Origin of the sequence: Nocardia miyunensis NBRC 108239 (assembly GCF_001613065.1) — a bacterium.
Classification (GTDB): Bacteria; Actinomycetota; Actinomycetes; order Mycobacteriales; family Mycobacteriaceae; genus Nocardia; species Nocardia miyunensis.
Genome location: NZ_BDBQ01000094.1, coordinates 1 through 20,690, shown reverse-complemented (window position 1 = coordinate 20,690; position 20,690 = coordinate 1). Strand labels below are relative to the sequence as shown.

At 67.7% G+C, this 20,690-nt stretch carries 16 protein-coding genes and 1 tRNA gene; 13 read left to right on the top strand and 4 right to left on the bottom strand.

What is annotated here, in order from left to right:
* Window positions 1-73: 73 nt before the first annotated feature.
* The 4 genes from NM2_RS36930 (at window position 74) to NM2_RS36915 (ending at window position 4,463) form a co-directional block, all read left to right on the top strand.
* Window positions 74-616 carry an Lrp/AsnC family transcriptional regulator gene (locus tag NM2_RS36930; protein WP_067679190.1) on the top strand — a complete coding sequence of 181 codons (543 nt, stop codon included), beginning with the start codon at window positions 74-76 and terminating at the stop codon, window positions 614-616.
* A gap of 352 nt (window positions 617-968) precedes the next feature.
* On the top strand, window positions 969-1,772 hold the full coding sequence (locus tag NM2_RS36925; protein WP_067679187.1) for an SDR family oxidoreductase: 804 nt from the start codon (window positions 969-971) through the stop codon (window positions 1,770-1,772).
* 534 nt (window positions 1,773-2,306) lie between these two features.
* Window positions 2,307-3,596 (top strand): benzoate/H(+) symporter BenE family transporter, encoded by a 1,290-nt coding sequence (locus tag NM2_RS36920; protein WP_084531955.1) that lies wholly within the window; start codon window positions 2,307-2,309, stop codon window positions 3,594-3,596.
* A gap of 57 nt (window positions 3,597-3,653) precedes the next feature.
* Window positions 3,654-4,463, top strand: a complete 810-nt coding sequence (locus NM2_RS36915; protein WP_067679221.1) for a sulfurtransferase — start codon at window positions 3,654-3,656, stop codon at window positions 4,461-4,463.
* A gap of 208 nt (window positions 4,464-4,671) precedes the next feature.
* Here NM2_RS36915 and NM2_RS36910 read toward each other — a convergent pair whose 3' ends face one another.
* The gene (locus tag NM2_RS36910; RefSeq protein WP_439956962.1) at window positions 4,672-5,376 is read right to left on the bottom strand and encodes an HNH endonuclease family protein; all 705 of its coding nucleotides are present in this window, start codon (window positions 5,374-5,376) and stop codon (window positions 4,672-4,674) included.
* A gap of 693 nt (window positions 5,377-6,069) precedes the next feature.
* On the opposite strand from NM2_RS36910, the gene NM2_RS49675 reads away from it, so the two are divergent.
* The 4 genes from NM2_RS49675 (at window position 6,070) to NM2_RS36890 (ending at window position 11,905) form a co-directional block, all read left to right on the top strand.
* The gene (locus NM2_RS49675; protein ID WP_245718385.1) at window positions 6,070-7,017 is read left to right on the top strand and encodes a hypothetical protein; all 948 of its coding nucleotides are present in this window, start codon (window positions 6,070-6,072) and stop codon (window positions 7,015-7,017) included.
* Between the two features lie 286 nt (window positions 7,018-7,303).
* A complete protein-coding gene (locus NM2_RS36900) occupies window positions 7,304-10,150 on the top strand; it encodes a DEAD/DEAH box helicase (protein ID WP_067679181.1) in 2,847 nt (948 codons plus the stop codon).
* A gap of 28 nt (window positions 10,151-10,178) precedes the next feature.
* Complete coding sequence (locus tag NM2_RS36895; RefSeq protein WP_067679178.1) at window positions 10,179-10,946, top strand: SWIM zinc finger family protein; 768 nt, start codon at window positions 10,179-10,181, stop codon at window positions 10,944-10,946.
* A gap of 182 nt (window positions 10,947-11,128) precedes the next feature.
* Window positions 11,129-11,905 carry a helical backbone metal receptor gene (locus NM2_RS36890; protein WP_067679175.1) on the top strand — a complete coding sequence of 259 codons (777 nt, stop codon included), beginning with the start codon at window positions 11,129-11,131 and terminating at the stop codon, window positions 11,903-11,905.
* A 304-nt stretch (window positions 11,906-12,209) separates the two neighbouring features.
* Here NM2_RS36890 and icmF read toward each other — a convergent pair whose 3' ends face one another.
* Complete coding sequence (icmF, locus tag NM2_RS36885; protein ID WP_067679217.1) at window positions 12,210-15,422, bottom strand: fused isobutyryl-CoA mutase/GTPase IcmF; 3,213 nt, start codon at window positions 15,420-15,422, stop codon at window positions 12,210-12,212.
* 163 nt (window positions 15,423-15,585) lie between these two features.
* On the opposite strand from icmF, the gene NM2_RS36880 reads away from it, so the two are divergent.
* The 4 genes from NM2_RS36880 to NM2_RS36865 are packed head-to-tail and all read left to right on the top strand — an operon-like array spanning window position 15,586 to window position 18,612.
* On the top strand, window positions 15,586-16,737 hold the full coding sequence (locus NM2_RS36880; protein WP_067679171.1) for an enoyl-CoA hydratase/isomerase family protein: 1,152 nt from the start codon (window positions 15,586-15,588) through the stop codon (window positions 16,735-16,737).
* Window positions 16,734-17,543, top strand: coding sequence for an enoyl-CoA hydratase (locus NM2_RS36875; RefSeq protein ID WP_067679168.1), 810 nt, complete (start codon window positions 16,734-16,736; stop codon window positions 17,541-17,543). The genes NM2_RS36880 and NM2_RS36875 overlap by 4 nt, the downstream gene beginning before the upstream one ends.
* A gap of 38 nt (window positions 17,544-17,581) precedes the next feature.
* Window positions 17,582-18,100 (top strand): DUF3558 family protein, encoded by a 519-nt coding sequence (locus NM2_RS36870; RefSeq protein ID WP_067679165.1) that lies wholly within the window; start codon window positions 17,582-17,584, stop codon window positions 18,098-18,100.
* A 2-nt stretch (window positions 18,101-18,102) separates the two neighbouring features.
* Window positions 18,103-18,612: a DUF3558 domain-containing protein gene (locus tag NM2_RS36865; protein WP_067679162.1), complete on the top strand. Its 510-nt coding sequence runs from the start codon at window positions 18,103-18,105 to the stop codon at window positions 18,610-18,612.
* An 8-nt stretch (window positions 18,613-18,620) separates the two neighbouring features.
* On the opposite strand, the gene NM2_RS36860 is transcribed toward NM2_RS36865, so the two are convergent.
* Together NM2_RS36860 and NM2_RS36855 are read right to left on the bottom strand one after the other, a co-directional pair.
* On the bottom strand, window positions 18,621-19,637 hold the full coding sequence (locus NM2_RS36860; protein ID WP_245718384.1) for an Hsp70 family protein: 1,017 nt from the start codon (window positions 19,635-19,637) through the stop codon (window positions 18,621-18,623).
* A 191-nt stretch (window positions 19,638-19,828) separates the two neighbouring features.
* The gene (locus tag NM2_RS36855) at window positions 19,829-20,365 is read right to left on the bottom strand and encodes a MarR family winged helix-turn-helix transcriptional regulator (protein WP_067679159.1); all 537 of its coding nucleotides are present in this window, start codon (window positions 20,363-20,365) and stop codon (window positions 19,829-19,831) included.
* 139 nt (window positions 20,366-20,504) lie between these two features.
* Between NM2_RS36855 and NM2_RS36850 the strand changes: the two genes are divergently transcribed.
* Window positions 20,505-20,576: transfer RNA gene (locus tag NM2_RS36850), tRNA-Cys, on the top strand.
* Window positions 20,577-20,690: the final 114 nt, after the last annotated feature.

The following is a 20,690-nucleotide window of genomic DNA, read 5'->3' as shown; positions in this document are numbered from 1 at the left end:
TGCGCAAGTAGCGACATGCGAACTGCGCAGAATGCGTGATCTTTGGCCGCGAAATGCTGTCATACTGCGTTACATGTCCAGTGCAGAACCCGCCGGAGCCGTCGTCGACGCGACCGATGCCAGGCTGTTGCTCGAACTGGTCGCGAATCCCCGGGCGACGGGTGTCGAACTCGCCACGCGGCTGGGGTTGTCGCGCAATACCGTGCAGGCCCGACTCGCGCGCTGGGAGGCGGCCGGTGTGCTCGCGGGATTCGATCGCCGCATCGATCCGCGTGCCCTGGGCTATCAGCTCGCCGCGTTCGTGGCGGTGGTGGTGGATCAGCATCAACTCGACGCGGTCGTCGCCGAACTGGCCGAGGTTCCCGAGGTCACCGAGGTCTGCGGGATGACCGGCCTGACCGATCTCACCGTCCGCGTCGTCGCCCGCGACGCCGACGACCTCTATCGCATCGCGGGCCGCATCCTGAAGATCCCCGGCGTCGAACGCACCAATATGGCCCTGGTCATGCAGCAACTCGTCGGGCCCCGCACCGCGCCCCTCCTGCGACGTCTCTCCCGCGCCGACGGCTCCAGCCGGCAGGACGCCACCCGGGCCGCCACCCGTCCGTCCCGTTGAATGCCCTGGGTCGCCCGGGATCGCGGACGCGACGTTCTGCTCTGATCGATGAGCGGGGTTTCATCGTTCGAGGGTCCGGCGCACATATTCGCCGAGCTCGTTCGATGCACTGCGGCAGGCCTCGGAATCGCTGGAAGGTGCGTCGGGAACACACGTCGGCCGTCACCTTCGGGCATCGCGAAGTGGGTGCTCGAGTGATCCCTGCGGTCCCAGTCCGGTGATCGCGCCGACGGTCCCGTCCTGGCTGGTGATCGTCGCAGAGTGCCCATCGTGTCGGGCCTGGCCGCTTCGAGATCCCGCTCGCCCATCGAGTTCACCTATCGCGGGAGATGGGCGGGGTTAGGGTGCGGACATGGATGTTTCGGGCAAGGTGGCGATCGTTACGGGGGCCGGGGCGGGGATCGGGGCGGCGCTGGCGCGGGCGCTGGTGGGGGCCGGGGCGAGCGTGGTGCTGGCGGATCTGGACGAGGCGGTGGCGGGGGTGGCCGCGGAGTTGGGGGAGCGTGCGGTGTCGATGGTCGGGAATGTCGCCGATTCGGCGGTGATCCGGGGGTTGGTGGCGCGGGCCGAGGGGGAATTCGGCCCGGTGGATCTGTATTTCGCGAATGCGGGGATCTTCGGCGCGCGGGGGCTGGACGGCAGTGACGAGCAGTGGTCCGCCGCAATGGAAGTCAATGTGATGGCGCATGTGCGGGCCGCCCAGATCTTGATTCCGGCATGGACACAGCGAGGTAGTGGTTATTTCGTCGCCACCGCCTCGGCGGCCGGACTGCTCACCCAGATCGGGTCCGCGCCGTACGCGGTCAGCAAGCACGCGGCCGTCGGGTTCGCGGAGTGGCTCAGTATCACCTTCGGGGACAAGGGAATTCGAGTCAGTTGTGTATGCCCGATGGGGGTGGACACCGATCTGCTGCGTGCGGGGAACGACAATTTCACCGAGGCCGCGGCGAACGAGCAGGCGATCCGCGCGGTCGTTTCCGCCGGTGAGGTGCTCACCCCGGAACAGGTGGCGCGCGAGGTGCTGTCCGGTATCGCCGGCGAGCGATTCCTGATCCTGCCGCACGCCCAGGTGCTCGAGATGTACCGGCACAAGAGCGCCGACTACGACCGCTGGCTGTCCGGGATGCGGCGATATCAGGCCACGTTGGCCGAGTGAGTAACCTGGGCGCCCGACCGAATTCGGTCCACTTTCGAACGATTGGCCGCTGACTGGACCGATCGCGCCCGGAACGATGTCGGAATGGCATCCACCGCACCGCAGACCAGTGATCCCGCCCCGCGGTCCGGTCGATCCGCCGCGCAATCCAGTACGTCTGCCGGGCCAGGCCCGGACGCCGACGACACCGGAATCGCGGACGGCGGCCAACGGCAGGAACGGCATGCCGCCGACCCGTTGATCGCACGGGGTGCCGCCGGCTCGCGGGATGGCGTCCTCGTGTCGGGTGAGGCGATTGCGGTCGACGAGGATCCTGAGGCCGACTCCGCGTTCGGCGGTGATCGCCAGGTGACGGACGTGTCCTCGGGCAGTGTGGTCGCGGGGGAGGGCGTTGATGGTTCGTGTGATGACGTCGCGATGCCGGGTGAGGCGGTCGCGGTAGAGGAGTACGCCGGCGCTGTGGGTGCGTTGGGTGGTGATCATCGGGCGACAGACCCGTCCTCGGGCAGAGTGGTTGCGCCGGACGACGTTGATATGTCCGATGATGTGGACGCCCGGGACCAAGGCCGCATTGCCGACGGCTCGGATGGTGCGTTGCCACCGGACCGCATCGATGATCCGGGGATCTGGCAGCCGGTCAGCGCCGGGATCGTGGCCGCGTTGGTGGGTTTCACCAGCACGTTCGCGGTGGTGCTCGCGGGGCTGACCAAGGTGGGGGCCACGCCTGCGCAGGCGGCGTCCGGACTGCTGGCGATCTGTCTGACGCAGGCGCTGGGGATGCTGATGCTGAGTCGCCGGTATCGGATGCCGATCGCGCTGGCCTGGTCGACGCCCGGCGCGGCGCTGCTGGCGGGGACCGGTGCGGTGTCCGGTGGCTGGCCCGCGGCGGTGGGCGCGTTCGCGGTGGCGGGTGTGCTGATCGTGCTGACCGGATTCTGGCAGCGGCTGGGCCGGTTGATCGCGGCCATTCCCGCCGAGATCGCCCAGGCGATGCTCGCCGGTGTGCTGATGCCGCTGTGTCTGGCCCCGGTGCGCGCGTTGACGACCAGTCCGGCGATCGTGGTCCCGGTGATCGCGGTCTGGCTGGTGTTGCAGCGGTTCGCCCCGCGCTGGGCCGTGCTCGCGGCATTCGCGGCCGCCGCGATCGGCGCCGGTATCGATATCGCGGTCGAACATCGGCGCCTGGATCTCGCCGCGATGGTGCCGAGGGTGGAATTGACTGTGCCGCATTGGAGTTGGCCAGCCGTGATCGGCATCGCCATACCGCTGTACATCGTGACGATGGCCGCGCAGAACATCCCGGGCGTGGCCATCATGGAGTCCTACGGTTTCCGGGTGCCGTGGCGGTCGGCGATGGCCGTCACCGGAATCGGCACCGTGATCGGCGCACCGGCGGGGGCACACGCGATCAATCTGGCCGCGATCAGCGCGGCACTGTCGGCCGCGCCGTCCGCGCATCCGAATCCGCGGCGGCGCTGGATCGCGGTGTTCACCGTCGGCTGCTCCTATCTGGTGCTGACGCTCGTCTCGGGCGCGCTGGTCGTGTTGGCCGCCGCCGCACCGAAGGGCGTGCTGGAAACCGTTGCGGGACTTGCTCTCATCGCAACGCTCGCCACCGCCCTGACCGCGGCCCTGAGCTCGGCCGAGCATCGGATCGCGGGTGCGGCGACCTTCCTGGTGGCGGCATCGGGTTTCGCGGTGTTCGGCATCGGCGCGGCCTTCTGGGCGCTGGTGGCCGGGTTGCTGGTGCGCTGGGTGCTCTCGGTGCGCCGCGCGGGCGATTCGCCACGCCGACCCACCGGGGAACGTCCTGCCGTAGGGTGAGAGGCATTCGCGTCCCGGGGGTACAGATGTGAAAGAGGAGTCGGTTTGGCCTCGGTATTGATTTCGGCGGATGGCCTTCGGAAACAGCTGGGTGACAGCATGTTTCACACGCATCTGCTCGATGTGCGCTGGGCGCTCGGCGACCCGGACGGGCCGCAGCACTATCTGGACGGCCACATCCCCGGCGCGGTGTTCGTGGATCTCGAGACCGAATTGGCCGCGCCGTCCTCTCCGGCGCGCGGCCGTCACCCGCTGCCCGATATCGCGCATCTGCAGAAATGCGCCCGCAGCTGGGGTCTGCGCACGGGTGAGCCGGTCGTCGTCTACGACGCCACCGGCGGTATGGCCGCCGCGCGCGCCTGGTGGCTGCTGCGCTGGGCGGGTGTGGACGATGTGCGGATCCTCGACGGCGGACTCCCGGCGTGGGAGCGGTCCGGCGGCGAACTCGCCACCGGCAGCGAATCCGATCCCGCGCCAGGCGATGTCGTGCTGACCGCGGGAAATCTGCCGATCACCGATGCCGACGGCGCGGCGGCCTGGGACGGTCCGCTGCTCGATGCCCGCGCGGGCGAGCGGTACCGCGGCGAGGTGGAACCGGTCGATCCGCGCGCCGGGCACATCCCCGGCGCGGTGAGCGCCCCGACCGCCGAGAACCTCACTTCCGAAGGCACTTTCAAGAGCCGCGAGCAGCTGCGTGCCCGGTTCGCCGAATTCGGCGACGGCCCGGTCGCGGTCTACTGCGGTTCCGGTATCACCGCCGCGCACCAGATCGCCGCCCTCGCGGCGGCAGGTATAGCGGCCACCCTCTACCCGGGGTCGTGGTCCGAGTGGTCCAACGATCCCGAACGCCCCGTCGCCACCGACTGATCGAACGACATCACCCTGATCGCAGCCCCGCCAGGGTCGGCTGTGGTCCGCACCGCCGATCGCCTTCGGGCCCGATTCGGTGTGATCGAGTGGAGCGAGATGCGGTGGCATCGAACCTCCTTCGGCTGAGCTGGATTTCGTCCGATTCGGCTATGGGTTTGCCGCGGTATCTCCCTACGTCTGCTGTGACGCGTCCGGAGGATGCGCATCACGGGCAGTCGCGGGCTATGCGGGACAGGGTGTCTCGGTCCGGGGCGGTGATGGGAAGGGTGTATCGGGCTGCGGCGGTGAGGTAGCGGCCCGCGTAGTAGCAGCGGTAGGCAGGGGCGGGCGGCAGCCAGTCGGCGGGGGTGCGGTCGCCCTTGTCCTGGTTGGTGCGGCCGTCCACGGCGAGCAGGTTGAATTCGATATCGTTGGCGAAGCGGATGCGTTGCGGCAGTGGCCATTCCGAGGCACCCATATCCCAGGCGGCGGCCAGTGGATAGATGTGGTCGATCTGCACAGCGCGGGCGCGGGATCTGTCGAAGGCGATATCTCTGCCCGTATAGGGATCGTGCAGGGTGCCCGCGGCGACCACGCATTTCTCGCTGCTCGCGCGGAACCGCACGGCGCTGAGCTGCTTGCCGAGCACGCTGTTGCGCGAATCGCAGCCGCCGGACCCATCGGCCCAGGCCGGACCGAATACGCAACCCTGCCCGGCCCCGCAGCCACGCTCATACCCGCCCGGGTGCGGCCGCCGCGGCAGCACCCGCACCACGGCCAGCAGCCGTTCGAGCTGAGCCCGCGTGGGACTGCCCGGCGCGGGCGACGACCCGTTGAACAGACCCGGCCCCACCAGCACCGCAACAGCTATCAGCACCGCGACGACCGGCGCCGCCAGTGCCCACCCCCATCCGCCCCTGTTCGAATGCACGGAACGACTTCTACACGGAGGCACCGACAGAATTCGGGGAGGCGGGCGTGAGCGGCGGATCGGCGGTGGTCGATACGGTCGTCTGCGCTGGGAGGAGTGGGAGAGGTCGAGTGTCGTCGTGGTCGATCGCCGATGAGCTACAGCGGACCGATATTCGGCTGCTCGGTGGTCGCGGCTCGAGGGCTGACCCGAGGTGGAGGGGACCGGCACACGCCACGAACGACGGAAATGCGTTCTGTAAGGAGTGAAATGCTGCTTATTACGATGACGGCTCGATGGAGATAGAGCTCTAGCCAGTGGCGGGCCGGTATGCACGACGACGTGACGGATTCGCCGAGATTACTTTCACCGAGATTACTTACGACTTCGTGGAACTGAGCAACTCTAGGCGGAGAAACCTTGCGGCCGTATGTAGATGATGTGCGAGGCGACGAAGACGAGGACGCGAGCGCGGAGGTCGGCGCGGCGTGAATTCGGCGTGTCTGATGGCCGTCGAAATATAGGGACCGGAATTGCACTGGTAGGCAGGGCTATTCGGAAGAATCGATCTTTTCGGCGGGGGCGTCCGGTAGTGTGCTCCTGATCACAATGATTTCGTGACAACGTTATTCGCTGGTTACGATCCTGCGTGCGCACGTGACTTGTGGTCACGGGGGGCTGTTGTTTCCGCAAACTGATGAGGTGGGTGTTCACGTGGCAGGTCGGCATCGAAAGTTCGGCACGGCGGCACGGCGGGTGATGTTGCCCGCGGTGGGGGCGATCCCGCTCGCGCTGGTTGTCGGCTGCTCCAGCACGACCCACCAGGCGGGTCAATCATCCACTGCCGCATCGGCATCCACCACCGAGACCGCGCCGACCCAGGAGTCGACCCAGCCCACCGCGCCCGGTACGGCGGTCACGCCTCCGTCGAGTCACGAGCAGGAGCCGTCGGTGGGGCCCTCGGGCACACCGCAGCCCGGCGTGACTCCGTCGGGTGTGGAAAGCCTGTACAACCCGCACACCACGTTGCAGCCGGGTGTCACCCCCGAGGCCGGCCCGCAACCCGGCGTGACCCCGGCGCCCGAGGCGGCCCCGGATTACGTTGTCCCGCCGAACTTCCGGCCCATCCCGCAGGACGAGTACGAAACGGCCCCGGCCGTCAACTGGACCGAGTTGCACGCGCCCACCGCCGTCAAGCCGGTCAAGCCGATCGCACCGCCGCCGCGGACGCTGCGCCTGGGCAACTTCACCTCCCCGGTCCCGGCCGCGGTACCCAATGACGTACTGAACAACGTCAACGTGACCGCCGCACAGGCCGAGGCCAACCTCTCCACGAGCCTGAACTCGGTGGGCATCAACCCCAGCCGCTCGGACAAGGTCGCCGCGGGTGCGTTGGCCGGTGCCGCTCTGGGCGCCACGGTGGCCGGAGTTCCCGCCGCGGTGGCTGGTGGCGTGGTGGGCGGCGTGGTCGGTGGGGCCATCGGTACTGCGGGGGGCGCGACATTGGCTGTTCCATCCCTGGGTACCTCGGTCCCGATCGGGACCATCGGCGGAGCAGCGATCGGTGCTGCCGTCGGAGCTGCGGTTGTGGGCGTTCCCGCCGCCGTGGTCGGTGGTGCGATTGGCGGCGTCGCCGGCGCCGCCATCGGCAGCGCGGTCTGACCGGAGCTGACACCCGAGTTCGAAACTCCTGTGCCGCAGGACCATTCGGTCCTGCGTCATGCCCGTCCGGATGCGGCAGGCTCTCGGTCTCGGGAGAATGGGGCCATGTCGACCATCTCGCAGCTCAACGTCTGGGCCGGGAACGGTATTACCGCGGGTACCGGGCGCGGATCTGTCGCGTCGAGCGGGAATACGAATGGACCAGAACGCCGAGGTAGACCACGAGTCACCTGGCCCGGTCGGCACAGCACGACGAGTTGTCGGTGCGGCCTGGTTGGATGGTTGGATGCTGCACGGATTGTGGACACCCGGGTCGGGGCTGGTGCTGTGGCGCCATCCTGAGGCCGATGCGGTGTCCGCGATCGATTCGGTGAGCTTGCCCGATCCGCTGGGTGGGGTGATGCAGTCCGCGCGGTTCCGGCACCGGGCTCATGTGCTGGTCACGGGGGCGGAAGGGCCGCAGGAGACGGCGGTGCGCGGGCATGCGCTCGCGCCGCCGATGGCCGCGCGGGTGCTGCTGCAGCGGTTGCCGCCCGCCGTGGTGGCGGGTGATCTGCGGTTTCTCGCGCATGTCGCGCGTGGTGTGGAACGTTGGGTGCGAGCGGGGCGGATCGTGCCGGAGGTTCGGCGCGACGACGGTGAGTGGTGGGTGCGCTGGCGGCTGGTCGGCGGGCAGCGGCAGCGGGCCTGGCTGGCCGAACTGGCCGCGGCGATGCCGCCCGCGCTGCGGGTGGCCGGGCGTCCGGCCACGCTGCTGGAGGATCTCGCGGCCGAGCTGACCGATCCGATCACCCGCCTGCACCTGGACGCGACGGTGATCGGCTCGCACGGACGCCCCGGCCACCCGCTGCTGACCGCGCTGATCGCCGACGCGCCGCTCGATTCCGGCTCACACCGGGTGGCCGACGTGCTCGACCAGTGGCGGACCAGCCTCACCACCGGCGAACCGGAACTGGTGTTGCGCCTGCTCGAACCGGACGACGATCCCCAGCAGGATGCGGAGACCGTCGACGCACTGTGGCGGCTCGAAGTCTGCCTCCGCATGGAAGGTGAAGCGCCGCAACCAGTTCCGATCCTCGGTGATCCCGCGCTGGTGCGGCTGGCGGGTGAGCGGGTGACCGCGGCGGTCCAGGCGTATCCGATGTTGCGGGAGCTGCCGCGGGATCCGCGCGGGATGGATTTCCTGCTGCCGACCCAGGTCGTGCAGGATCTGGTGGCTCACGGCGCGCACGAATTGCGTTCCGCGGGAGTGCATCTGCTGCTGCCGCGCGCCTGGCGGATCGCCGCTCCGAGCATGCGCCTGCGAGTGCAGAGTCCCGCGGCGACCGAAACCGAGGTCGGCCTGAGCGGATTGGTCGCCTACCGCTGGGAGCTGGCCCTCGGCGATATCGTGCTCACCCCGGGCGAGATGTCCCGGCTGGTGAAATCGAAATCCGATCTGGTGCGACTGCGCGGCAAGTGGGTGCAGGCCGACCATCGGATGCTCGCCGCCGCGGCGATGTATCTGGACGGCCGCACCGACGAACAGATCGGATCGCTGACCGCGCTGCTGGCCGAGATCGCCGCCTCCGAGGTCCGGAACGTGCCGATCGAGGACGTCACCGCGAACGGCTGGGTGGCCGAATTGTTCTCCGCCGCCCGCTCGGCGGATCCGGTCGAGCCGCCCTCGGGGCTGAAGGCGCAGCTGCGGCCCTATCAGCTGCGCGGCCTGTCCTGGCTGGCGACGATGAACCGGCTCGGTTGCGGGGCGATCCTCGCCGACGACATGGGTTTGGGTAAGACGCTACAGGTCCTGGCCCTGCTGGTGCACGAAAGGGAAAGTGCCGCAGCAGGTTCCGTGCCTGATCCCACGCTACTGGTATGCCCGATGTCGGTGGTCGGCAACTGGCAGCGCGAAGCGGAGCGCTTCGCCCCGGACCTGCGGGTTCTGGTGCACCACGGGGCAGCGCGCCGCTCGGGTGCGGAACTCGATGCGGCCGTTGCCGATTCGGACCTGGTCATCACCACCTACGCGCTGCTCGATCGCGATCTCGGCGAGTTGAAGCGGCAGGCATGGCGGCGGATCACGCTGGACGAGGCGCAGCACATCAAGAATGCGAACACCCGTCAGGCGCGGGCCGCGCGTGCCCTGCCTGCCCCACATCGCCTGGCGCTGACCGGAACTCCGGTGGAGAACCGGCTCGAGGAGCTGCGTTCGATCCTCGATTTCGCGGCGCCGTCGTTGCTGGGCAAGGCATCCCAGTTCCACGCGAGGTTCGCGATCCCCATCGAGCGTGAGCACGACGAGAACGCGATCACCCGATTGCGCACGGTCACAGCGCCTTTCGTGCTGCGGCGGGTCAAGACCGACCCGGCTGTCATCTCCGATCTGCCCGAGAAGATCGAGATGACGGTGCGCGCCAACCTTACCGTGGAACAGGCCGCGCTGTATCAGGCCGTGGTGGACGATATGGTGGCGAAACTGAAGGATGCCAAGGGGATGTCGCGTCGCGGCGCGGTGCTCGGCGCGCTGACCAGGCTCAAACAGGTGTGCAATCATCCCGCCCATTTCCTGGGCGACGGTTCGGGTGTGCTGCGCCGCGGCCGTCATCGGTCCGGCAAGCTGGGCCTGGTCGAGGACGTTCTCGAATCCGTGCTGGCCGACGGCGAGAAGGCATTGCTGTTCACGCAGTTTCGTGAGTTCGGCGACCTGATCGGCCCGTATCTGAACGAGCGGTTCGGCACGCAGATTCCGTTCCTGCACGGCGGTGTGCCCAAGAAGCGGCGAGATGCGATGGTCGAGCGGTTCCAGGACGAGGACGGGCCGCCGCTGATGCTGTTGTCGCTCAAGGCCGGTGGCACCGGTCTCAATCTCACCGCCGCCAATCACGTTGTGCACCTGGATCGCTGGTGGAATCCGGCGGTGGAGAACCAGGCCACCGACCGGGCCTTCCGGATCGGCCAGCGGCGGGACGTGCAGGTGCGCAAGCTGGTCTGCGTGGACACCATCGAGGAGCGCATCGACGATATGATCAGCGGCAAGCGGGAATTGGCGGATCTGACCGTCGGCGCGGGCGAGAACTGGATCACCGAACTGAGTACCGAGGAGATCGGCGCGCTGTTCGCCCTGGGTTCCGAGGCGGTCGGCGAATGAGCTGCGACGGCGCTGGGGAGGTCCGGGGATGAGTCCGTTCGTCGACTACGAACGATACGGTAAGCGCCTGCCGGTGCGGGGTGGTGTCGAATCACGCAGTCGCAGAGGATCGTTCGCGCGCACCTGGTGGGGTAGGTCGTTCATCGAGGCGGTAGAGCAGGTCGCCGACGCCGGTCGGCTGACTCGCGGGCGCACCTACGCGCGAGCCGGCCAGGTGGTGAACTACCACATCGAACCCGGTGCGGTGGCCGCGGAGGTGCAGGGCAGTCAGCCGCGCCCGTTCTCCGCCGCGCTGACCCTGCGCACGCTGCGCGACGAACGTCTCGACGAGCTGATCGATCTGGTCCGCGCGACACCCGGCATGCTCGCCCAGCTGGCCTCGGGTGCGCTGCCGAAGGAACTGGGCCCGCTGCTGCTGCCCACCACCGCCGCCGAACTCGATTTCGCCTGCAGTTGTCCGGACGACGGCTGGCCCTGCAAACATGTGGCGGCGGTCTGCTACATCATCGCCGAACGCCTGGACGAGGAGCCCTCGGTCATGCTCACCCTGCGTGGCCTGGATCTGGACACCCTCATCGGCGGCGTCCAGAACGACAGCGGCCCAACGGTTTCCGATGACCTGTACGGTGAGAACATTACCCTCCCCAGCCTTCCCGAGCCCGAATTCCGCCCCGTCGTGGACGATTTGGATCCGATTCCCCTCCGACAGGCGCTGCGCATGACCGCCGAGGACGAACCCACCGCCGAATCGGGCCTGCGCGATCTCAACATCCTCTACGGCACATTGGACCGCTGAGCGATCCGCACATCATCCATAGCTGCCCAGCGAAACAGCCACCAAGCGCGCGGGCCCATACCGCTGATGCCGCGAGCGATCACCTCCCAGCGCTGCGCAGACCCCGTGGTGGGCGTATTTCAGCAGATGGGATGTGGTCGGATGCGCTGTGCCTCGGCGAATCCGCTGACTAGGGTGGAGGGATGTCCGATGCCGATCCGGTCGATGACCTCGGGACGCCGGTGCCGATCGCCCGTCCGGTGGGTCGTGTCGTATCGCTGGTCCCGTCGCTGACCGAGGCGATCGCGCTGAGTTGCCCGGGAATGCTCGTGGCCGCGACCGAATGGTGCACTCATCCGCGGGAGCTGACGGTGGAACGGGTGCGGGGTACCAAGAATCCGAATGTGCGGCGGATCGTGGAACTGGCGCCGGATCTGGTGATCTGCAATCAGGAGGAGAATCGCCGCATCGATGTCGACCGGCTGCGGAATGCGGGAATCACGGTGTGGGTCACCAGGATTCGCACGGTCGACGAGGCTTTCGAGTCGATGATCCGGCTCTTCACCGTGGCGCTCGGCGTCGACCGCCCGAACTGGCTGGCCGAGGCCGAATCCGTCTGGGCCGCACCACCTCCGGAACCGGCGCGCAACGCCGTGATCCCGATCTGGCGTAACCCGTGGATGGTGGTCGGCCGCGACACCTTCACCGGCGACCTGGCCCGCCGGCTCGGCTTACGCCTGGTACACGCCGACCTCCCGGACCGCTACCCCAAGGTGTCCCCTACAGACCTGATATCCGGCGTAGACCTGGCCGTCCTTCCCGACGAACCCTACGTCTTCACCGAAACCGACGGACCCGATGCCTTCCCGCACATCCCGGTAGCCCTGGTCTCCGGCCGCCACCTCACCTGGTACGGCCCGTCTCTCCTGACCGCCCGGGCCGACCTGACCACCCAACTCGCCGAAGCCCACCCCATCTGAACCGGCACCCGATTTTGCCGCTCGACGAAATCGAACGCTGCCGATTTTCGGAGATTCGGATCACCCGATGTGGATCCGCGCGGTTGGGGCTGAAACACCTTCCAGCAGTGACGTTCTCGACGGCAGCTGTCGCTCACGGGAATGCGGCGGCACGCTGGATCAGTGCGAGTGGACATTTCGCGTAGTGACTGCCCCCGGGTGGGAGCGCCCTCGATCAGCACATCCCGGATGTCCTCTGGCACATCGCGAATCAGCAGAGTAACCGGCGTGCGTGCGTGACATCCACGCACGCACGCCGGGCTCCCTACACGTTGCGGCGGTACTGTCCCCCGACGGTGAAGAAGGCGTCGGTGATCTGTTGGAGGGTGCAGACTCTGGCGGCGTCCATGAGGACCTCGAAGACGTTCTCGTCGGTGCGGGCGGCGGCGTCGAGGCGGGCCAGGGCGTCGTGGGCGGCGTCGCGGTGATCGGCCTGGAACGCGCGGGTGCGGTGCAGCTGGGACTGCTTCTCCTCTTCGGTGCCGCGGGCCAGTTCGAGTTCGCGGTGTTCCTCGCCGTGCGGGTTGCGGAAGGTGTTCACGCCGATGATGGGCAGCGAACCATCGTGTTTGCGCTGCTCGTACAGCATGGACTCGTCCTGGATGCGACCGCGCTGATAGCCGGTTTCCATCGCGCCGAGGACGCCGCCGCGCTCGGAGATGCGCTCGAACTCCTGCAGCACCGCCTCCTCGACCAGATCGGTGAGCTCGTCGATGATGAAACTGCCCTGCAGCGGATTCTCGTTCATCGCCAGGCCCCACTCCCGGTTGATGATCAACTGGATGGCCAGGGCGCGGCGCACCGAATCCTCGGTCGGCGTGGTGACCGCCTCGTCGTAGGCGTTGGTGTGCAGGCTGTTGCAGTTGTCGTAGAGCGCGATCAGGGCCTGCAAGGTGGTGCGAATGTCGTTGAAGCTCATCTCCTGTGCGTGCAGCGACCGTCCGGAGGTCTGCACGTGGTACTTGAGCTTCTGCGAGCGCTCGTTCGCGCCGTACTTGTCGCGCATGGCGATCGCCCAGATCCGCCGCGCCACCCGGCCGATCACCGAATACTCCGGATCCATGCCGTTGGAGAAGAAGAAGGACAGGTTCGGCGCGAAGTCGTCGATGTCCATCCCGCGCGCGAGATACGCCTCGACATAGGTGAATCCGTTGGACAGCGTGAAGGCCAGCTGACTGATCGGGTTCGCACCGGCCTCGGCGATGTGATAGCCGGAGATCGACACCGAGTAGAAGTTGCGAACGTCGTTGCGCACGAACCATTCCTGGATGTCGGCCATCATGCGCAGGCTGAATTCGGTGGAGAAGATACAGGTGTTCTGGCCCTGATCCTCCTTGAGAATGTCGGCCTGTACGGTGCCGCGCACGGTGGCCAGGGTCCGCGTCCGGATGTCCGCGGCCTCGGCGGCATCGGGCTCGCGTCCCTCGGATTCGGAGAACCGTTGCAGCGCTTGATCGATCGCGGTGTTCAGGAAGAACGCCAGGATGGTCGGCGCGGGCCCGTTGATGGTCATCGACACCGAGGTGGTCGGCGCGGTGAGATCGAAGCCGTCGTAGAGCACCTTCATATCGTCCAGCGTCGCGATGGAAACCCCTGAGGTGCCGACCTTTCCGTAGATGTCTGGTCGCTCGGCCGGGTCATGGCCGTAGAGGGTCACCGAATCGAAGGCCGTGGACAGCCGTTTCGCGTCCGAATGTTCCGAGAGCACCTTGAACCGGCGGTTGGTCCGGAACGGATCGCCCTCACCGGCGAACATGCGCGCCGGATCCTCGTTGTCCCGCTTGAACGGGAACACGCCGGCGGTGAAGGGGAAGCGTCCGGGCAGATTCTCCGAACGCAGGAACCGAAGCAGCTCACCGTGATCGGTGAATCGCGGCAGTGCCACGCGCGGAATCGAACTGCCGGACAACGACTTCCGTCGCAGCGGGGTGCGCAGCTCGCGATCGCGGATGTGTACGACCTGTTCCTCGCCCCGGTACGACTCGGCCAGCGCGGGCCAATTCTTCAGCAGCGCAGCGCTATCGGAGTGCAGCTCGGCGCGGGCGGACTCCAGCAGGGTGGCCACAGCGGACTCGTCTGTGTTCAATTCCTCGAGTACCTGCTCGAAACGTTGAACCCGTTGCGCGGCAACGATTTGCGCTGCGGTATCGGCATGGTAGGAGCGGACCGTATCGGCGATCTCGGCCAGATACCGCACGCGTGCGGGCGGGATGATCTGCGCGAAGCGGGTCGAGGCGCGGGTGTCCACGCGCGGGAGCACGCCCTCGCCGATCGGCAGCCCCTTGTCGGCCAGGTGCTCGGCCAGATGCTGATACAGCGCGGTCACGCCGTCGTCGTTGAACGTCGCCGCACTGGTTCCGAAGACCGGCATATCGTCCGGCGTGCTGCTGAACGCCTCCCGGTTGCGGATCAACTGCCGCGAGACGTCCCGCAGCGCATCGGCCGCACCGCGACGCTCGAACTTGTTGATGGCCACCACATCCGCGAAATCGAGCATATCGATCTTCTCGAGCTGCGATGCCGCGCCGAACTCCGGCGTCATCACATACAGCGAGAGATCGACGTGGTCGATGATGGCCGCGTCACCCTGACCGATGCCCGGCGTCTCCAGGATGATCAGGTCGTATCCGGCGGCCTTGCAGGCCAGGATCATGGCGTCGGTATTGACCGGCAGTTCGTGCGCGCCGCGGGTGGCCAGCGAACGGAAGTAGACGTGATCGCTGTCGAGGGAGTTCATCCGGATCCGGTCGCCCAGCAGGGCGCCGCCGCCGCGTCGCCGCGTCGGGTCCACCGCCAGGATCGCCACGCGGAGTTTGTCCTGCTGATCCGAACGCAGCCGCCGCACGAGTTCGTCTGTGAGCGAGGACTTTCCGGATCCGCCGGTGCCGGTGATGCCCAGCACCGGGACGTTCCGTCCGGCCGCCGCGGCCCGGATCGCCGCGAGATCGGCCTCGGGCAGCGCGTCCTGCTGCAGGCAGGTGATGGCGCGCGCGAGGGCCTGGCGCTCACCGGCCAGCACGGCCTCGATATCGGCGGGTTCGCGCGAGAGATCCACGTCGCAGTCGCGCACGAGTTCGTTGATCATGCCCGGCAGACCGAGCCGCTGCCCGTCCTCGGGGGAGAAGATCCGCACTCCCGCCGCGGCGAGGCGGTTGATCTCCTGATCCACGATGACGCCGCCGCCACCGCCGAAGATCCGCACGTGCCCCGCGCCCGCCTCGCGCAGCGCGGTGGCCAGATATTCGAAGTATTCGACGTGTCCGCCCTGGTAGGAGCTGATCGCGACGCCCTGGGCGTCCTCGGTGAGCACCGCGTCGACCACCTCGCGCACGGCACGGTTGTGCCCCAGGTGGATGACCTCCGCGCCCTGCGACTGCAGGATCCGGCGCATGATGTTGATCGCCGCATCGTGCCCGTCGAACAGGGCAGCAGAGGTGACGAAACGAACCGGATGTACCGGAGTGTGCAGGTCGGCCATGACATCCTCCATCAGAAGAGGCCGTCGAATAATTTGATGTCCCGATAGTAGGACGTCAAAGTAACTGTACTGTGGCGGGGGTCGCCGCGCCAGGGCTCGACGCATGTCGTCTCGTCGTGATGGGGTGAATCACAGACCCCGATCACGCTGCGAAGGAGACTGTATGAGCGAGCCCGAGGTCCTGATCGATGTGCGCGACGGGCTGGGCCTGATCACGCTCAACCGGCCCAGGGCGATCAATGCGCTCAACCACCCGATGGCGTCGGCCATCCTCGAGGCCCTGCGCGCCTGGGCGGACGACGACGGGGTGCGGGCCGTGGTGCTCACCGGCGCGGGCGAACGCGGACTGTGTGCCGGCGGCGATATCGTCGCCATCCATCGCGACGCGAAGAATGCCGTGGAGAACGGCGATACGGCCGGGGTCGATTCGCCCAGCGGGCGGTTCTGGCGCGACGAATACATCCTGAACGCGCTCATCGGCCGGTACACCAAGCCGTATGTGGCGATCATGGACGGCATCGTCATGGGCGGCGGCGTCGGCCTGTCCGGGCACGCCGGGCATCGCGTGGTCACCGAACGCTCCATGGTCGGCATGCCCGAGACCGGTATCGGTTTCGTCCCGGATGTGGGCGGCACCCACCTGCTCTCGCGCGCACCCGGCGAGATCGGCACGCACGTCGCGCTGACCACCGCGCGGATGAGCGCCGGGGATGCCATCGCCGCCGGATTCGCCGACTATTTCGTTCCCTCGGAACAGATTCCGGCCCTGCTCGACGCGTTGCGCACCGCCGATCCCGAGGTCGCCATCGCCAAATTCGCTCAGCCCGCACCGGTTTCGGCCTTCGTCGCGAATCGGGACTGGATCGATTCCTGCTACGGCGCGGACACCGTCGAGGAGATCGTGTCCAGATTGCAGAGCGACGGCCGTGCCGAGGCCGCCCGCGCCGCCGTCGATATTCTCGCGAAATCGCCTGTGGCGCTGAAGGTTACGTTGCGTTCGCTGCGCAGCGCCCGCGCCGACGCGAATCTCGTGGAGACGCTGAACCGGGAGTACCGGGTCTCGATCGCCGCACTGGGCACCCATGATCTGGTGGAGGGCATCCGCGCGCAGGTCATCGACAAGGATCGCGATCCGCACTGGTCGCCCGCCACCCTCGCCGAGGTCACCGGCGCCGACGTCGAGGCGTACTTCCGCGAACTCGGCGATCGCGAATTGGGTTCGGTGCACGCAGTGCCAACCATGCCCAGGCCAACGGCGACCACTCCGCTAGGGTCACCGATGTCCGGACTCGATCGGGAGAGGAACACCAAATGACTTCGCAGGACGAATCCGAGCGGAACGGCGGACCGGATTTCGAGACCATTCTCCTCGAGCGCACCGGTCGCGTCGCGGTGATCACGCTGAACCGGCCCAAGGCGCTCAACGCGCTCAATTCCCAGGTGCTGGTGGATGTTTCGGCCGCACTGGATCTGCTGGAGAACGACGAGGGCGTCGGCGCGGTCGTGCTCACCGGGTCCGAGCGGGCCTTCGCGGCGGGCGCGGATATCAAGGAGATGCAGTCCAAGTCCTATATGGACATGTTCCTGGTCGATCACTTCGGCGGCTGGGACCGGGTGGTCGCGTTCCGCAAGCCGATCATCGCAGCGGTCGCGGGATACGCCCTGGGCGGTGGCTGCGAGCTGGCCATGATGTGCGATCTGCTGATCGCCGCGGATACCGCGAAATTCGGTCAGCCCGAGATCAAACTGGGCATCATCCCCGGTATGGGCGGGTCGCAGCGGCTCACCCGGGCCGTGGGCAAGGCCAAGGCGATGGACCTGATCCTGACCGGCCGCAACATGGACGCCGAGGAGGCCGAGCGCGCGGGCCTGGTCTCGCGCATCGTCCCGGCCGCGGACCTGCTGACCGTGGCCCTCGAGACGGCGCAGGCCATCGCGTCCATGTCGTTGCCGTCGGTGCTGATCGCCAAGGAGTCGGTGAACCGCGCGTTCGAGACCACGCTCGGCGAGGGCCTGCGATTCGAGCGCCGGGTGTTCCACTCGCTGTTCGCGACCGAGGATCAGAAGGAAGGGATGGCCGCGTTCGTGGAGAAGCGCGCGGCCGATTTCACCAACCGCTGAGCCTCGGCGTCCGGGAAAGATCCCGTAATCTTGGCCCGGTGTGGAAGCAGGTGGCAGTGGCCGCGGTCATGACCTGCGCGGTGCTGTCCGTCGCCGGATGCGGCGGGCCGGGCGGTTCGTCCGGCCCCGCGCGGACGAGCGTGCCCGTCGTCCCCGCTCAGGCCGTCGCGATCGGGCGGTGCGGATCGGTCTCCGATGCCGATATCTCCCGGGCCACCGGGCTCACCGGATTGCAGCAGGTGGCGGCGAATCCGATGCGCTGCAGCTGGGATGCGGGCGCGGGCGATGACTACGCCGTCGTCTTCCAGTGGTTCCGCGGCACGTCGCTGTGGGATCGGCCCGGGCAGGTCACCCTCGGGACGCCCTCGACCGTGCAGGTCGCGGGTCATCCGGGCATTCTCTGGTCGGGTGCGAATGCGTGTGAGATCGCGGTCGCTTCGGGCGGGGCGGATTTCATCGACTGGATCCTCACCGGTAGCGGACCCGAATCCGCACGGCCGCAAGGTTGTTCGGATCTCGAGCAACTCGCCGCCGATACTCTCGCCAAGGCAGGCTAGCGATGCGTGCGGTGGGGCGGATGCTGATCGCGGTGATGCTGGCCGCCGGGGTGGCCGGATGTTCGAGCGGCGGTACGCCGCAGAGCCAGAGCGCCCCGGCCGATGATCCCAATATCCTCGCCGGATGCGGGCCGCTGAGCGATCAGGCACTCGCCGGTCAGCTGAAGGCGACGTCCGTGCGTCGGCAGAGTGCGCCGACGACCTGTACCTGGATCGCCCGAACTCCCAGTGGCACAGTCGATATCAGCTACAGCTGGTTCTCCGGTGATGTGCTGATGCGCGAGATGCAGGTTGCCGCGCAGTACGGGTATCGGACCGAGAAAGTGGTGGTCGAGCGATTCGGCGGCATGTACTGGCGTGACCCGCGGGATCCGAGCAGTTGCGGGGTCACCACCGCCGATACCGGCACCGTCACCTGGTGGGTGCAGAACCGCGATCATGCCGCTCAGCCCGATCCGTGCGCCGCGGCGATGAATCTGCTGCGGACCACGCTGGCCTTCGACGGTATCTGAGCGCGAAACTACTTGGGCGGCAATTGCTTTCCCGGCGTTCCCGCTACCTCGACGGGCGACGGCGTGTTGTGCCTGGCGGGTGTGCTCGAATCCCGGTTCGTGCTCAGCAGACCCGCCACCGTCGCGCCCAGCATCGCCGTAACGGCAAGCGCGGCAATAAGTTTGCGTTTGGAAACAGGTGCGGTAGCGGTAGGCCGCTGGGTTGGCCGCGCGCCGAATCGCACGCCCCGCACCCGGCGGGCCGAGGGCAACTGGTCGGCCATCAGCACCGCACCGCGTGCGGAGACGAATTCCGGTTCCGGATCGTAGATGACCGGCAGGTCCAGTAGTTGGCCCACGGCCTCGCGGATGCCGGGATTGCGGGAACAGCCGCCCAGCAGGGCGATGGCCTGCGGGGGGACGCCCGTCTCCTCGATCATATGCCGCACATAGGACACCGAATGGTGGATTCCGGCGTCGGCCAATTCCTCGAAATCGTTGCGCGTCAGCACCATTCGCTGCCCGCTGTCCGGGTCGGTCGCGGTCAGCACCGGCGCTGTGGTCAGCGCCTCCTTGTAGGCGCGACTGGCCGGCTTGTCGATGCTCAGCCCGCCGTGTGCCAGATGCCAGCGCAACAGCGCGTCGTGTCCGTCGCCGCCCAGCACCGTGCTGCGCTTGACCGCGAGGATCGCGTCGGTGCGGCAGTCGGCCTCGGTGACCGTGAGTCCGGACGCGCCGAGGTCGTAGAGCAGCACAGCGCCCTCGTCCGGAAGCTGATCGCTGAAGCGCAGATAGCGCAGTTGCGCGAGCGGTTCATCGACGATGGTGAGGCTGCTGCGCCCGGCCGCGGTCCGCACCGCCTCCTGGTGCAGCGAACAGCGGCAGGTGACCGCGATGCCGGTGATGAACTCCTCGCGCTGTGCCGCCGCATCCTGCATCCGGCGGATGGCCGTGAACACCGATTCCTCGACGCCGCCGCCGGCTCGGCGCAGCACCGTGCAGCGATCGATCGGCGGAAGATGCGGCTGATCGGAGTGCGTCAACATCGCCCGAGCTCCACCAGCGCCCGCCGATACCCCCAAGACCAGCACCATGCGCTCCATGGTGAACCTTTCGCGCCCGAATGGGAAGGTCATGACCGCCATGTCGCTGGCAGGATGCTGAATGGTTATCTGCGCGTGGCGCAGTCGGCCTCCGAGTCGGAATTTCATGCCTGCCGGTCGGCAGTTTTTCCTCGTCAGGACCAGTGCGTCGGTGCGTCGCCGATATCGAAATCGCCCGCGGCCCGGCGGAACTCCGACAGTAACTGCAGTAGCTGGCGCAGGCGTTGCGGTGACAGGCCGGGACGCGCGAAGACCGATTCGTTCAACTCCTCGGTCGCCTGCGCGACCAACTGGCGACCGGCATCGGTGATCTCGATCAGCGTCGCGCGGCGGTCACTCGGATGCGGAACTCGTTTGACCAGTTCAGCGGCTTCGAGCCGGTCGACGGTGTTGGTGACGCTGGTCGGATGCACCTGCAGCCGGGCGCTGGCCACGGCCATCGGCAGCGCCCCGGTCTTGCTGAAACTCAGCAACGCCAGCAGCTCGTAGCGGGAGAAGGTCAGTCCCGACGGCCGCAGCGCCTCGTCCACCCGCGCCATCACGATCTGCTGCGCCCGCACCAGCGACGTCACCGCCGCCATCCCGTCCGCGACCTCACCCCAACCGTGCGAGGTCCACTGGCGATGGGCCTCGGCGATCGGGTCCAGGGGCAGCGGGCGGGGTGTAGCCATACGATCGAGTCTAGAGGGGTGACGTGAAATGTCGGTTCCCACGCCATCGCGGTGCGACCGCCTCGACGGCTTTCGTTTTCGATCATGGTGACCGCAACCCTGGGCCGTAGGGGGCGTGGGCGGCACTATGAATTCCGATGCGGGTGTGCCTGAGTGGTTTAGGGGGCGGTCTGCAAAACCGTGTACGCGGGTTCGATTCCCGCCACTCGCTCTGCTGTGTTTGATTGCCTCCGCTCCGCTACGGCGGGTTTGCGGCGCCCTGAGGCTCGCCGCCCGGACGCGTGGCGTGCACTCGTTCCTCGCACCCGCCACGCGTCCGGGCGGC

Bases quoted from the DNA above. Each gene is read 5' to 3' on its own strand.
- NM2_RS36930 (WP_067679190.1), top strand. From the start codon at position 74: ATGTCCAGTGCAGAACCCGCCGGAGCCGTCGTCGACGCGACCGATGCC.
- NM2_RS36925 (WP_067679187.1), top strand. From the start codon at position 969: ATGGATGTTTCGGGCAAGGTGGCGATCGTTACGGGGGCCGGGGCGGGG.
- NM2_RS36920 (WP_084531955.1), top strand. From the start codon at position 2,307: ATGTCCGATGATGTGGACGCCCGGGACCAAGGCCGCATTGCCGACGGC.
- NM2_RS36900 (WP_067679181.1), top strand. From the start codon at position 7,304: ATGCTGCACGGATTGTGGACACCCGGGTCGGGGCTGGTGCTGTGGCGC.
- NM2_RS36895 (WP_067679178.1), top strand. From the start codon at position 10,179: ATGAGTCCGTTCGTCGACTACGAACGATACGGTAAGCGCCTGCCGGTG.
- NM2_RS36890 (WP_067679175.1), top strand. From the start codon at position 11,129: ATGTCCGATGCCGATCCGGTCGATGACCTCGGGACGCCGGTGCCGATC.
- icmF (WP_067679217.1), bottom strand. From the start codon at position 15,422: ATGGCCGACCTGCACACTCCGGTACATCCGGTTCGTTTCGTCACCTCT.
- NM2_RS36880 (WP_067679171.1), top strand. From the start codon at position 15,586: ATGAGCGAGCCCGAGGTCCTGATCGATGTGCGCGACGGGCTGGGCCTG.
- NM2_RS36875 (WP_067679168.1), top strand. From the start codon at position 16,734: ATGACTTCGCAGGACGAATCCGAGCGGAACGGCGGACCGGATTTCGAG.
- NM2_RS36865 (WP_067679162.1), top strand. From the start codon at position 18,103: ATGCGTGCGGTGGGGCGGATGCTGATCGCGGTGATGCTGGCCGCCGGG.
- NM2_RS36860 (WP_245718384.1), bottom strand. From the start codon at position 19,637: ATGTTGACGCACTCCGATCAGCCGCATCTTCCGCCGATCGATCGCTGC.
- NM2_RS36855 (WP_067679159.1), bottom strand. From the start codon at position 20,365: ATGGCTACACCCCGCCCGCTGCCCCTGGACCCGATCGCCGAGGCCCAT.